Origin of the sequence: Cytobacillus sp. FSL R5-0377 (genome assembly GCF_038004385.1) — a bacterium.
GTDB lineage: Bacteria > Bacillota > Bacilli > Bacillales > Cytobacillaceae > Cytobacillus.
Genome location: NZ_JBBORA010000001.1, coordinates 4,128,728 through 4,142,500, shown reverse-complemented (window position 1 = coordinate 4,142,500; position 13,773 = coordinate 4,128,728). Strand labels below are relative to the sequence as shown.

Annotated in this window: 15 protein-coding genes and 1 riboswitch (1 of these 16 running past the window's edge); of the genes, 2 read left to right on the top strand and 13 right to left on the bottom strand. The window is 40.0% G+C overall.

The genetic code is table 11. The features are described from left to right. On the bottom strand, nt 1-446 hold the 5' portion of the coding sequence (locus NSQ49_RS21150; RefSeq protein WP_159871972.1) for a hypothetical protein. 418 nt of this gene lie to the left of the window's left edge; only the first 446 of its 864 coding nucleotides appear in the window; its start codon is at nt 444-446; its stop codon lies off the left edge, out of view. Between the two features lie 204 nt (nt 447-650). Continuing rightward, nucleotides 651-860, bottom strand: coding sequence for a cold-shock protein (locus tag NSQ49_RS21145; protein ID WP_035331574.1), 210 nt, complete (start codon nt 858-860; stop codon nt 651-653). Between the two features lie 276 nt (nt 861-1,136). On the opposite strand from NSQ49_RS21145, the gene NSQ49_RS21140 reads away from it, so the two are divergent. After that, nucleotides 1,137-1,430 (top strand): DUF6509 family protein, encoded by a 294-nt coding sequence (locus NSQ49_RS21140; protein WP_201306609.1) that lies wholly within the window; start codon nt 1,137-1,139, stop codon nt 1,428-1,430. Nucleotides 1,431-1,459: 29 nt separating this feature from the next. Here the strand turns inward: NSQ49_RS21140 and NSQ49_RS21135 are convergent, their stop codons facing one another. Then, a complete protein-coding gene (locus NSQ49_RS21135) occupies nt 1,460-1,852 on the bottom strand; it encodes a cytosolic protein (RefSeq protein WP_159870331.1) in 393 nt (130 codons plus the stop codon). A gap of 281 nt (nt 1,853-2,133) precedes the next feature. On the opposite strand from NSQ49_RS21135, the gene NSQ49_RS21130 reads away from it, so the two are divergent. Further along, nucleotides 2,134-2,964, top strand: coding sequence for a GNAT family N-acetyltransferase (locus NSQ49_RS21130; protein WP_236566327.1), 831 nt, complete (start codon nt 2,134-2,136; stop codon nt 2,962-2,964). A 24-nt stretch (nt 2,965-2,988) separates the two neighbouring features. On the opposite strand, the gene NSQ49_RS21125 is transcribed toward NSQ49_RS21130, so the two are convergent. The 10 genes from NSQ49_RS21125 to NSQ49_RS21080 form a co-directional block, all read right to left on the bottom strand. Next, on the bottom strand, nt 2,989-3,492 hold the full coding sequence (locus tag NSQ49_RS21125) for a metallophosphoesterase family protein (protein ID WP_159870329.1): 504 nt from the start codon (nt 3,490-3,492) through the stop codon (nt 2,989-2,991). A gap of 85 nt (nt 3,493-3,577) precedes the next feature. After that, nucleotides 3,578-3,778 carry a cold-shock protein gene (locus NSQ49_RS21120; RefSeq protein WP_009332506.1) on the bottom strand — a complete coding sequence of 67 codons (201 nt, stop codon included), beginning with the start codon at nt 3,776-3,778 and terminating at the stop codon, nt 3,578-3,580. A gap of 139 nt (nt 3,779-3,917) precedes the next feature. Continuing rightward, entirely contained in the window at nt 3,918-5,372 is a 1,455-nt protein-coding gene (locus tag NSQ49_RS21115) for a DEAD/DEAH box helicase (protein ID WP_159870327.1), read from the bottom strand. 302 nt (nt 5,373-5,674) lie between these two features. After that, the gene (locus tag NSQ49_RS21110; RefSeq protein WP_009332508.1) at nt 5,675-5,875 is read right to left on the bottom strand and encodes a cold-shock protein; all 201 of its coding nucleotides are present in this window, start codon (nt 5,873-5,875) and stop codon (nt 5,675-5,677) included. 213 nt (nt 5,876-6,088) lie between these two features. After that, entirely contained in the window at nt 6,089-6,973 is an 885-nt protein-coding gene (locus NSQ49_RS21105) for a bifunctional 5,10-methylenetetrahydrofolate dehydrogenase/5,10-methenyltetrahydrofolate cyclohydrolase (RefSeq protein WP_159870325.1), read from the bottom strand. A gap of 83 nt (nt 6,974-7,056) precedes the next feature. After that, nucleotides 7,057-7,139, bottom strand: a riboswitch (ZMP/ZTP riboswitch). Nucleotides 7,140-7,712: 573 nt separating this feature from the next. Continuing rightward, complete coding sequence (locus tag NSQ49_RS21100) at nt 7,713-8,198, bottom strand: hypothetical protein (RefSeq protein ID WP_159870323.1); 486 nt, start codon at nt 8,196-8,198, stop codon at nt 7,713-7,715. Nucleotides 8,199-8,378: 180 nt separating this feature from the next. Further along, nucleotides 8,379-9,338, bottom strand: a complete 960-nt coding sequence (locus NSQ49_RS21095) for a nucleoside hydrolase (protein WP_159870321.1) — start codon at nt 9,336-9,338, stop codon at nt 8,379-8,381. A gap of 99 nt (nt 9,339-9,437) precedes the next feature. After that, nucleotides 9,438-11,102 carry a glycerol-3-phosphate dehydrogenase/oxidase gene (locus tag NSQ49_RS21090; RefSeq protein ID WP_159870318.1) on the bottom strand — a complete coding sequence of 555 codons (1,665 nt, stop codon included), beginning with the start codon at nt 11,100-11,102 and terminating at the stop codon, nt 9,438-9,440. Nucleotides 11,103-11,297: 195 nt separating this feature from the next. Continuing rightward, entirely contained in the window at nt 11,298-12,788 is a 1,491-nt protein-coding gene (gene glpK, locus NSQ49_RS21085) for a glycerol kinase GlpK (protein ID WP_159870316.1), read from the bottom strand. A gap of 35 nt (nt 12,789-12,823) precedes the next feature. Further along, entirely contained in the window at nt 12,824-13,648 is an 825-nt protein-coding gene (locus NSQ49_RS21080) for an MIP/aquaporin family protein (protein WP_159870314.1), read from the bottom strand. Between the last annotated feature and the right edge of the window lie 125 nt (nt 13,649-13,773).

The window sequence follows — 13,773 nt, the reverse complement described above, 5'->3', positions numbered from 1 at the left end:
GGGTCTTCGACTTTGCTCCGCCACCATTTTATAACGTATACAGCCCCAAATAAAATTACCGGGGTAAACCAGGATTTCCACCAGTTATGTTCATAGATGCCAAGCCACAGAAATAACTCTTCTATTCCATAAATACAGGCTATTATGAAAATAATCCATTTTAAGGGGATTCTAAAAGCCGCTATCACCATCAATACACTGGGAATAAAAAAAGCCTGTGAAATACTTGAACCAAAAACATTATCATACCAATGGACGGAAAAGAAATTCGGATAGTAGGAGTAGGCGTCACCTAAAATCAATACGATATATTCCATTAAAAAAGAAAGTCCCATAGTGAAGAAATAAACCGCCAGATTAAAACGAAAATCTGTTTTCTTATGGGTTATATAAAAAAGCCATAGGCTAATGAGCACTAATCCAAGAAACCAAAGCAAATTTGACATACTTCCACATCCAGTTTCACTCGTTTCCATTATTTTGTTCATCTCGGACAAACATATACTTTTTCATTAAATGAGGAAGTTTAGCAAGCTCATTAAAAACATTAACACCTCGATTAAAAATGTCTCTGGATCAGACGAAAGAAGTGCCCTTCACTTAACAAAATCCAGATAAAAAATAAAAGGGCGATTAGATCGCCCCTTCAATTATTTAGAGAATATGCTGTTATTGTTAACGACTTGCAGCTCTTTAGTCGTTTCTTTCATTTCACTTTTGCAAATCGGACAAAGAGGTACCTGGCTGCTTTTGAAATTGTCCCTTACCCAGCAATTGCAGGCCTCAGATGTACACTCCCAAATTTTCACTTCTTCAACCTTGATTTCTTCCATGTTTTTTCTGCCAAATCCCATTGCCATAAACAGGCACCTCCCAAAGAGTAAGACCCTTACCCAAAATAAAAATCACTTGCTATATAAAGTGACGAACCACTGGCTCTATATAACAAGTGTTTATGGGCAATATTATATTCTTTTAACTAAAAATAGTATAACATATTTAAATGATGCTGTCAAAAAGTTCTAAACCTGCAGATTTAAACATTGAAGAGCAGCAAAAAATTGTTAAATACTATTAACCAAATCCGGGAAAAGTGTATAATGACATGTACAGCAGCGATAGAAAGGGTGAAGACCATGGACATTACAAGTTATACCGTTGAGTACATACAAGATCCAACAGGCATTTTAACAGGTGACCGCTACGAATTCTTTTTAGATATTGATGTGGATGAAGAGGATGAACTATATTCAGAGAATGGCATTAGGCTTAGAGTGCTTTATTTCAAAAATGGAGAAGACGAGAGGATTCTTAATTATCATTTTGTTGAAGGAGAGTCCGGAACTGTATTAGATTTCGCTTTAGATGAAGATGAAGAAAAAACAGTTTCTGCTTTCTGCCGTGACAGCCTTTCCGAGGAAAAAAATTAAGAGCAGGTTCACCTGCTCTTTTACCTTATTTATATATCCTTTCCCTCTTCAATTATGTGATACATTAAATGTGCCAAATGCTGTATAGGTGTATAAGCCTCTTCCCTGTCCTCATTATTTCCTTCATTAAAATCAAGGTCATTCAGATAAAGAGCCGTGAATTGATAGAAGTCCTTTAATTCAAAAGCAAAGCATGCACTGGGTTCTTCTGATTCGCCTTCATATTGGAGAACCATGTAAGACTCTTTACCTTCATTATCGACAGCGTCAAAAAAGATAAAATAACCGACATTTGAGTTCAATTCAAATAAATGCCTGGTTCCGCCTTCAGTATATTTTTCAAAATCATTCTCATTAAGCTTCTGAACAAGCATTTGCTGTATAGTGTCTTCCTTATGAAACTTTACAGTGAAATTTTTCATTATATCTCCTCCTTAACCATACAATCCTAACATATAGCTTTCTTAATTTACATAATTTCAATCACAGCTAAAGCTGTACGTTGATTTTCGGGTCAAGGCTGCTCAGCGAATCGTGGGGCAGTTAGTCCCAAAGCTGGACGCCGGGTCTCATCTGTCCCTATTAATCCCGCCGGAATCTCGTACCTTCCACTGCAATCAACAGCCTTAAATTTAGGGCTATTCGTTTAAACCGTTTTCTTATATTATTGGTTTATCAATTTTTTATACAGGAGGCCGCCTGAGTGCTGACCAAAAAACAATTAGACGATATCCACTCTTTACAGCAAATATGTGAAGAGGCAGAGAATATCAAATTAAAATTAAACTGGGATACTTTGAAATCAAGACCTGCAGATGAGAAAAACGACTATTTTCATTATGATCAAAGCGGAAAATTAATAGGGTACCTTGCTCTTTACAATTTCGGCGGCCCGGTGGAAATATGCGGAATGGTTCATCCGGATCATAGACGCAAGGGGATATTCTGCAGTTTATTTAATGAAGCAGCAAAACAGTTAACTGAGGCAAACAAATTGCTTATCAATGCACCAGCCACTTCAGAATCTGCGAAAGGCTTTATAAAGTCATTGCCTTGCACTTATTCATTCTCCGAGTATCAAATGAAACGCCATAAAAGTGCGAGTATCGGAGCAAATAACCCAGAAGTCACTATGAGGAAAGCAGAGAGCAGTGACCTGGATTTCATTAATCACCTTGATACTGTATGCTTTAATATTCCAAAAGAAGAGGCAGAGGCATTTAATAATAATACTAACTTCGACTGTGAAAATGAAAAGACATTTATTATAGAATACAAAAGGGTAAAATCCGGCAAGATCAGGATTCAAACAGAAGAAGATGCTGCGTGGATTTACGGCTTTGCTGTCGATCCTTTATTCCAGAGAAAAGGAATCGGCAGAAGCGCCCTTACCAATGTTGTTAATCTTCAGCACAGCAGGGGAATCAACTGGGTGCATCTTGAAGTCGCTGCAGAAAATGACCATGCTCTTTCATTATACAAATCTTGCGGCTTTGAGCCATACGGCACTCAGGATTATTATGAATTTAACTGAATATATTAAAGGTTTAATAAAGGTTTATTCCTTTGAATCGAAAAAAACATGATTAAATATTAACTCATCTGCAATTTCCAGGGTGCCGAACGAATAGTTCGGCTGCCTGCGCTTGTCAGTCGGAGACCCGGGATTAAACAGGATAACCCCATTATGAAGTTTGTTGACCGGGATATGTGAATGCCCGAATATAATAGCATCAACTTTTCCATCTCCGAAAGCCTCAATACTTCTTTTTTCAGTTGTTTTACCCTTTCCATGTCCATGGACAACTCCTATTTTAAAGCCATTTATTTCAAGCAGTATTTTTTCCTTTAAAATGGTGTGCATTTCATCATTATCTGTATTTCCATATACCCCCTCAACTGGCGCATACTTTTTTAATTCATGATAGAGCTCGCTGGTCTGCCAGTCGCCTGCATGAATAATTAAGTCACAGCCGTTAATTGCTTTCAACAGTACTTCCGGCAGCTTTTTTGACTTCTTTGGCATGTGAGTATCTGATAAAATAAGGATTTTTTTAATCATGACCAGTCCTTTCTCCCTGCTGTTATACCTTATATACCCCGAAAAATTAAAAGAGAGCCCCATCAAGGGACTCTCTAATCCATCATTATAACTTTGTTACATTTACAGCTTGTGGTCCACGCTGGCCCTGCTCTATGTCAAAGTTAACTTCCTGGCCTTCATCAAGGGTTTTGAAACCTTCTGTTTGGATTGCAGAGTAATGAACAAATACATCTTCTCCGCCTTCAACTTCGATAAAACCAAAACCTTTTTCTGAGTTAAACCATTTTACTTTGCCTGTTGCCATGTAAATTTCCTCCTAATATCTATAACTCACAGAGTAATTTTCCCCTGCATTTACTAATATGGGTAAATTCCTCAATTTTTATAATAAAATATTCAAAAAGCACTGAAAAAAAATCTTTTATTGCTTTTCAGGCTGCGAATTATCCCTTATTGCTATTACTGCGCGGCTTGCTGCTTCGTCTATCCCGGCCGCCTTTAAAATCTCTTCTGTCGCGTCCGCCGCCTCTGGACCTGTCGCCGAATCTTCTTCCTCCACGATCACCTTTAGGCTTTCTGACACGGATAGGTTCCACAGCAGTTAATTTAACAGGAGTTACATCAGGACCCTTAGTCAGTAATTTCAGCGCTGCTGCAAGCATGGTAACAGAATCTGTATCTTCAAGAAGGTTTTCCGCCACTCTCTTGAAGTCTGCATGCTCTTCTCTTTCAATTACTTCTAAAAGTTTATTAATAGTCGCCTGCTGGTTGCCTGCAACAACGTCCTTAAATGATGGTACAGGCTTTTTCGCCATTTTGCTCTTTGTAACATTTTCGATTATCTTCAGGTGGTCGATTTCTCTTGGTGAAACGAACGTGATCGCGAGTCCTTTGTTACCTGCACGGCCAGTACGTCCAATTCTGTGAACATAGCTTTCAGGATCCTGCGGGATATCGAAGTTATAAACATGAGATACACCTGAAATATCTAGGCCCCGGGCAGCAACATCAGTCGCAACCATAATATCGATTGTCTGTTCTTTAAATCGGCGGATTACCTGATCTCTTTTCGCCTGAGGAATATCTCCATGAATTCCTTCAGCAGAATATCCTCTCTTAATAAGACCTTCCACCACTTCATCTACACGCTTTTTTGTCCGGCCAAATACAATTGCCAGCTCAGGTGATTGTATATCCAGCAAATTGCAAAGCACATCAAATTTTTGTTTTTCATGCGTTTCCATATAATACTGTTCAATATTTTTAACTGTCATTTCTTTTGCTTTCACTTTAACCATTTCAGGCTCCTGCATGAATTTTTCAGCAAGGGTCTGAATTCTTCTCGGCATTGTAGCAGAGAAAAGCAGGGTTTGGCGCTCCCCTTTAATTTCACTTAGAATTCTTTCGATATCCTCGATGAATCCCATATTGAGCATTTCATCAGCTTCATCCAGAACGACCATTTTGATATTGCTTAAACGAATTGTTTTTCTTTCAATATGGTCAATTAATCTTCCTGGTGTAGCTGCAATGATATGAGGGTGTTTTTTTAGTGCACGTATTTGGCGGCTAATATCCTGACCGCCGTAAACAGGAAGTGTCCGGACACCTTTTACCTGTCCTATACGGTTTAATTCTTCAGCTACCTGTACGGCAAGCTCCCTTGTTGGAGCAAGGACAAGGCCTTGAATTCCTTCGTTTAAATCAATCTGCTCTAAAAGCGGTACACCGAAAGCAGTAGTTTTTCCAGTTCCAGTCTGCGCCTGGCCAATCATATCCTTGCCCTGCATTCCAATTGGAATAGCCTGTGCCTGAATAGGTGTTGGTTCCTCGAAGCCCATATTGGAAAGGGCTTTTACTATTTCATTACTTAAGCCAAAATCTGAAAAAGTTGTCAAAATATAAGTTCCTCCTTGAATTACATATGTTATTAGGTACTGAAAGACTGTTTTTGTTTTTGTATAAAGACATTGACACTTTACTAGGCTTTCCAGTTTGCATCTCTTTTTTACATTTCCGTTTGCACTAATTTTAAACTTTTTGTAAGTGAAGAATTTTAATTGGGTGAAATGAAAAATACATATCCTAAAAGCAGGTGTTGCAGAAGATCTGTTTTGAGGAATGCTGAAGGCTACAAAGTGGATAAGCAAACATAAAAAGGTGATGCATGATTAGACATGCATCACCTCATTAAGCAAAATTATGCTTTTGTTACGTTAGCAGCTTGAGGTCCACGGTTACCTTCAACGATTTCGAAAGTTACGTCTTGACCTTCTTCTAAAGTTTTGAAACCTTCAGTTTGGATAGCGGAGAAGTGTACGAATACATCTTGACCTTCTGAAGATTCGATGAATCCGAAACCTTTTTCTGCATTAAACCATTTAACTTTACCTGTGTTCATTTGTGTTGCCTCCAATAAATTGTTTTTCACTATAAATGTACCATTAAACTTAAACATAAAAAAGTCGCAGGTGCCAGAAATGAGGATGAACGATCGCCTACATTTCTTTGCAGCTACGACTACTTATCCAAAAAGTATATAACGATCTTTACAGCGTTAACCTAATAATAAACGACACCCAACTATAAGTCAATCCTTTTGGAAGCCAATTTTTCAATTAGTGATAAATTGACTATTTACGGCGATTCCCTCTTTATTTTGAGCCTTTTCAGCGGCCTGTACAGTATGTTTTAAAAGCATGGAAATTGTAACCGGTCCTACTCCGCCAGGAACAGGAGTGATAGCAAATGCTCTTTCAAAACAGCTGTCATACTCTGCATCTCCAATATTTCCTTCATTATAACCGGCATCAAGGACGATAGCCCCTTCTTTTAGCCATTCACCCTTAATAAAGTTAGGTTTTCCTACAGCTGCAACTACAAGATCAGCCTGCTTTACAATTTGCGGCAGGTTTTGGGTATATGAATGGCATGTAGTGACTGTTGCGTTACGATTAAGCAAAAGGGCAGAGACCGGCTTTCCCAGGATAGGGCTTCTGCCAACAACAACTGCATGCTTGCCTTCAGCTTCCAATTTATAATAATCCATAATTTCCAAAATAGCTGCAGGTGTACAGGACGGATATTCACCAAATCCGAAAGCAGTTTGTCCATATCCGAGGCTTGTAACACCATCTACGTCTTTTTCAATGGCAATGGCTTCGAAAGCTTTGCGTTCATCTATATGTCCAGGTACAGGATGCTGAAGAAGGATTCCATGTACAGATGGATCATTATTGAGTTCTGCAATCTTATCTAATAATTCCTCTGTTGTTGTGTCAGTTGACATATGAATACGTTTTGATAAAATGCCAAGCTTCTCACATGCATTGCCCTTCATCCTTACATAGGTTTCAGAAGAAGGATCATCCCCCACTAAAATAGTGGCTAAACAAGGCACAACACCTTTTCCCTTTAGGTCTTCAATACGATTCTTCAATTGATCCTTCACATGTTTTGCTACAACAATTCCATCAAGAATAATCTTTTTTTTCGCCATGCATATTCCTCCTAAAGGAAAAGCTCCTATTAGGCTTACGGGCTTTTCCATTTTATTATGAAAAAGGAGACAAGGGTATCCCTTATCTCTGCCCAGACGACCGGCTATACATAGACGCAGCTCCCCAGCGGTTAATTCCGCATTGTCGTCAGTCACTGCGATTTTGAAAAGCTATGTTAATAAATCCATAATAGCACAAAAACACAAATAATTAAACTAAAACTCACTTAAATGTTCGTGTTTTTTTAAAATAAATAAAAAAGGACAGTAAGAAACTGTCCTTATTAGAGATATATTTGAGTTAATTAATTATTACCTAAAACAATGAAAGCCCTGCCTCTCTTCCATCCTTACGGCTCCGAGACCGCGCCAGTGGGAATCAGGTTGAATCGGAATCCTTTCCGATTAGATGCTCTCTGAGATTTTAATATTTAAATGGTAAGAAACTTAATGAAGTAAAAATACGGAGAAGTGTCTGGTTTACAGAAGATGATTAAGAAGAACATTCAGCGTTAAGCTGTCCACACAAATTATTCTTAATTACAAACACATACTTACTCTTTCAAAATCCTAAAGAGCATAAAACATAATAAAAAGCCGCAGTTTCACTAAAAAGAATGTTCGGCTGCCGAATATTCCAAGTGAATTAACGACTTCAAAAATATACCTCAAATACTTCAATCACTATAATATCTTATATGAGGTTATCTGTCAAGAAAATATCTTGTCAACCCGCAGATTAGCTTTCTCCTTTGTACTCGGTCACATCAAAATAATCGGTTGTATCTTTATAGTCATTAAAACCTATATCCAAATCATGAAAATAGCGGTGAAGCTTGATTAAAGCGTCCTTTTCCCTGGTGCCCGACTGCACAGTTTTCGCCAGACTTGCTATCGTGTCCAAGTCAGTCTGAAGATCTTTATTCTCCGCTGATATTTTTTTAAGCGAGTTTATGATTAAATCAGCCTGCTCTTTTTGTTTTGGCCAGCTGACTTTACGGTCTCTTCCCCATCCAAGTGTTTCATTATAAAAAGTATGACTGGAGGCAATAAAGTCTCCTAAATCTTCGTACATTAATCCCTCGGGTGCCTCCGCATTTGCCGAGGTCTTTTGCATCTTAGGTTCATCCTTATTTAAAAAGACAAGGACAGTGTACGCCAGAGCAATGGCCAGGACCATTCCAAGAATTGAAAGAGTCATGTTTAATTTTTTATTTTTCAGCAATTTACAATCCTCCATTTGATCTTATTAATATATGATGTAGCTAAATGGATTTATTGCCATTTTATTTTTCCTAACGAATCTTCCGTTTACTGCAAAAGTTTTCCATGATATTAGATTCTATGTGAACAGTCTATTCCCCTTCAAACAAATAAAAAAGCTTTCAACACAATGTGTCAAAAGCTATTTCTGATTCTTCTGATAGAGAAAAGCCTTCATAAAATCAATAACAAAACCCTCCACGTCAAGCTCCATCGCAATGTTGTCAAGTGTTTCCGCCGGTTCCTCTTCAGGCTTAGGCCTAAAATCAGCGATGCTCTTTCCTTTGGCCTTTCCAAACTGCTCAATTCTCACTCTTCGTTTAACATATTTTACGAGATCAGGATTTGTGAGAACACTTAAAACAAGAACATCATGGAGCGGCGCACCCTCAATTCCCGGAACAAGCTCCTGGTAAGAATCATAATAATAATCATATGCAGGCTTAATTAAATCTTTAAAAGGAGATTGGGTGTTATTCGCGATAAATTCAATCGTCTCTGGCCGGATAATCGCTTTATTGGTTACATTTAACGGAAATATATATATGTTTTTTACTTTTTCAAGCACTGAATCCGCAGCAATGGGGTCAGCGTAAAAGTTTGCTTCAGCCTCTGGTGTCACATTTCCCGGAACCAGAAAGGCACCTCCCATTAAATAGAATGCATTTACATCCTTGTATGCATCCTTTCCATACAGAATGAGCGGCAGCGCCAAATCCGTCTGCCTCCCTACACCAACGATCACCAGGTTATTCTTATATTCATTAACTATTTCAATAATTTTATTGATATCATGAACCTCTATTTCACTGTTAAAATCCTTTGGAGGCTGAATGGGCCCAAGTCCTTCCTCCCCATGTATTTCAGGATAAAACACAGCAGTATCACCGGATAACGGCCCGCTTGCTCCTGCAATAATCGGAATGTCCTCTCTGCCTGCGAGGGTCAGTAAATAGGCAGTGTTATTAATGGATTCCTCTTTGGTTATGTTGCCATAAGCACTGACCACACCTACTACATTAATCTCAGGGTGCTGAAGGGCATACATCAGCGCAATTGAATCATCAACCCCCGAGTCAACAAACATTAGAACGTTGTACATAACCCACCTCCGCTACCTATATATATAATTGTATGACAGCGGACTGTCCCTTTTGTTTAAAATCTCCTCATAAGAAAAAAACTCCCCGTCCGGAGAGTTTTAGTCATGATCAGCAGGGTCTATGGCAGAGCTTAATTCCTGGCCCAGCTGGTTCTCGAAATTACTTTTTGCAGCAGCATCCCAATTAAATGCTTCAGCCATATATGAAATAACTTGCTCCTTGTATTCTCTCACTGTTTCAATATCAAAAAGGAGCGCTCCTGTTCTGCGGTTAAAAAAGTCAACAGGGGTGGCAGCCATTTCATGTTCTATTGCATATTTCAGCTTTGCCCACAATACCATAGGAAGACCGTAATGGTCAGCTTCACTCCCAGTCTCTTCAATTATATTAAAAATGCGGCCAACATTAGACCCGTACATTGTTACAAGGTGTTTCGACTGTTCAGCTGATAAGCCAATTTTTATTCCTTTCTCAGTCTGAAGCTCAACGAATTCCCGGAATTTAAAGGATCCCCCTACATCTCCTCCAGAAATGGGCAATGTTTTTGTGATACTGCTGCTAAATGTACTGTTCCATTCCTGTTTAAGTTTATCAGCAAGCAAATCTACAATGGTTTCTGCCATTTTCCTGTACCCTGTCAGTTTCCCGCCGGCAATTGTCAACAAACCAGTATCCGACTCCCAAATTTCATCCTTGCGTGATATTTCGGAAGGGTCTTTTCCTTCTTCCCAAATAAGTGGACGAACACCAGCCCAGCTGGATTCAATATCCTTCTCCGCTATTTTTACGGAAGGGAACATAAAGTTAATCGCGTTTATAATGTAGGTTCTGTCACTTGCAGTCATTTTTGGATTGACAGGATCTGAGTCATAAAAAGTATCAGTTGTCCCCACATATGTTTTTCCGTTTCTAGGTATAGCAAACACCATCCTTTTGTCAGGAGTATCAAAGTACACAGCCTGCTTTAATGGGAACTTGGATTGATCAATGACCAAATGAACACCTTTAGTCAGGCGCAGGGCCTTTCCTTTCCTGGAGCCGTCTTTCTCACGAATGGAATCAACCCAGGGGCCGGCAGCGTTAATAACTTTTTTTGCTTTAATTTCATAGATCCTGCCAGTCAGCTGATCAGCAGCAGCAGCCCCGCACACCTTACCTTGTTCATCATATAAAAGTTTTTCAACCTTCATATAGTTAACTGGAATAGCCCCTTTTTCTGCAGCGGCTTTCATTACCTCTATCGTAAGACGTGCATCATCTGTGCGGTATTCTACATAATAACCGCCGCCTTTTAGGCCATCCTTTTTTATGAGCGGCTCTTTTGACAATGTTTCCTGGACATTGAGCATTTTTCTGCGTTCGGCCTTTCTGACGCCCGCAAGGAAATCGTACACTCTAAGTCCGATTGAAGTTGAAAATTTCCCAAATGTGCCTCCTTTATGCATTGGGAGAAGCATCCACTCCGGTGTAGTCACATGTGGACCATTTTCATATACGATAGCCCGCTCTTTTCCGACTTCAGCTACCATTTTAACTTCGAATTGCTTAAGATATCTTAACCCACCGTGAACCAGTTTGGTTGAACGGCTGGAGGTTCCTGCTGCAAAATCCTGCATTTCCACAAGTGCTGTCCTCATACCCCGTGCTGCAGCATCCAGCGCAATCCCTGCTCCGGTTATGCCTCCGCCAATTATCAGAACATCAAATTCTTTCTTTGTAAGAGTATTTATCATGTCAGTACGATTTAAATTAGAAAATGTCATGGCTGTCTCCTCCTTATTGAAAAGGTTAGTAGTTGTAACTACCCCTTTTAAAGCAGGGAATAAAAAAGAGACCACAAAATACATTATCGATTAGACGATAATGATTTTGTGGTCTCTCCGCATCTCCTGCCGAACTATTAACTTAAGTTTATTGTATCATAAAAGAAATGAATTGTGTATAAAACCTGCTTCAGATTATTTAAAGGCAATTGCAGCATTTACAGCTTTTTTCCAGCCTTTATATAATTCTTCCCGCACCGGATTATCCATTGATGGATGATACGATTGGTCAATTGCCCACTGCTCAGCAATTTCCTCCTGTGATTTCCAGAACCCGACGGCCAATCCAGCAAGGTAAGCTGCCCCAAGCGCAGTCGTTTCATTAATTACCGGCCTCTCTACAGGAACATTTAAAATATCTGACTGGAACTCCATCAAGAAATTATTTTTCACGGCTCCTCCATCTACTCGAAGCGTCTTAAGTTCAATGCCGGAGTCCGCTTCCATCGCAGAGAGGACATCTTTTGACTGATAAGCAAGTGACTCAAGTGTCGCACGGATAAAGTGCTCTTTGGACGTTCCCCGTGTGACTCCGAATACTGCTCCCCTGACATCGCTGTCCCAGTACGGGGTGCCAAGGCCAACAAAAGCCGGAACTACATATACTCCATCAGTAGAGTCGACTTTTTTGGCATAGCTTTCACTGTCCTTTGCATCCTTGAGCATTCTCATTCCATCGCGCAGCCATTGAATAGCAGAGCCCGCAACAAAAATGCTGCCCTCCAAGGCATATTCAATTTTCCCACCAAGTCCCCAGGCAATGGTTGTTAGAAGTCCATGTTCAGATTTCACGGCTTTTTCACCTGTATTCATAAGCATGAAACAGCCGGTGCCGTAAGTGTTTTTAGCCATTCCTTTCTCGAAGCAAGCCTGTCCAAACAGCGCAGCCTGCTGATCCCCTGCTGCCCCGGCGATAGGTACTTCCTTCCCGAAAAAGTGATAGTCAACAGTCTTAGCATACACTTCGGAAGATGGCTTCACTTCAGGAAGCATCGTTTCCGGAACTCCGAGAATATTCAGCAGCTCTTCATCCCATTTAAGTTCATGAATATTAAACATTAAGGTTCGGGATGCGTTGGAATAATCGGTCACATGTGCTTTTCCCCCCGATAGTTTCCAGATTAGCCAAGTATCAATGGTTCCAAATAATAATTTTCCCTGTTCTGCTTTTTCCCTTGCTCCATCCACATGATCAAGCAGCCACTTTACCTTTGTTCCAGAGAAATATGCATCTATTAATAAGCCGGTTTTTTCTCTGAATAGGTCGTTATAGCCTTTCTCCTTCAATTCCTCACAAATTTCGCTCGTCTGCCTTGACTGCCATACAATCGCATTATAAATCGGGACCCCCGTTTCTTTATCCCAAACAACAGTTGTTTCCCTCTGATTTGTAATGCCAATTCCTGCAATCTGCTCAGGTTTTATTCCAGATTCTGAAAACACGCCTGCAATCACCGATAAAACGGAACCCCATATTTCATTGGCATTATGTTCAACCCAGCCAGGCTTTGGAAAATGCTGTGTGAACTCTTTTTGTGCGGTGTGCACAATCTCTCCTTTTTTATTAAAAAGAATGGCTCGTGAACTAGTAGTTCCCTGATCTAATGATAAAATATATTTTTCCATAATGGACTCCTCCCAATCTCAATCAATATTCTTATTTATGCAGCCACTTTAGAAGAATCAACTTCCCCCGGTTGTTTTTTGCCAAAGATATACGAAAGAATTAATACTATTATATTAACACCCAGCACTGCCCATAACATACCTGAAGCTTTGCCAGCAAACATAACTTGATAGAATGCAGATCCCATTAAGCCCCCGAGGATTGGCCCTGCTACCGGGATCCAAGCATATCCCCAGTTCGATTTCCCTTTACCTGCAATAGGAAGAAGAAAATGAGCAATTCGCGGCCCAAGATCACGGGCCGGATTAATCGCATACCCGGTTGTCCCGCCAAGAGACATGCCGATAGCTACGATAAGAAGACCTACAGCAATCGGGTTTAACCCTTCGGTAAATTGATTTGCTCCAATAAACATCAATCCCAATACAAGAATAAATGTGCCAATCATTTCACTCAATAAATTTGAAAATGTATGGGAAATCGCAGGACTGGTTGAGAATACAGCAAGCTTTGCCCCCTGGTCTTCTGTTTCTTTCCAATGCGGCAGATAGTGGAGGAACACAATAACTCCTCCCAAAAAGCCCCCCAGGACTTGGGCCAGAATATACCCCGGCACGTCAGACCATGGGAGATCCCCGCTAAGCGCAAACCCGACTGTTACAGCGGGATTCAAGTGTGCTCCGCTTATCGACCCTACAGCAAAAACCCCCATCGTTACAGCAAGCCCCCAGGCAATAGTGATAACAATCCACCCTCCATTAAAAGAGAAGGTCTTTTTTAAATTCGCCCCGGCAATAACGCCTCCTCCAAAAACAATCAGGATCATTGTTCCAATCATTTCTCCCATAAAAGCAGACATCTGAAAAAATCCCCTTTCCATTTTGGCTGGCCGGAAAACAAAAAGGAGATCCACGACAGATTAAGCCTTGAAAGGCTAAACTGTGTGAATCTCCTAATCTCCGACACATAAATTAACTTGTTAAA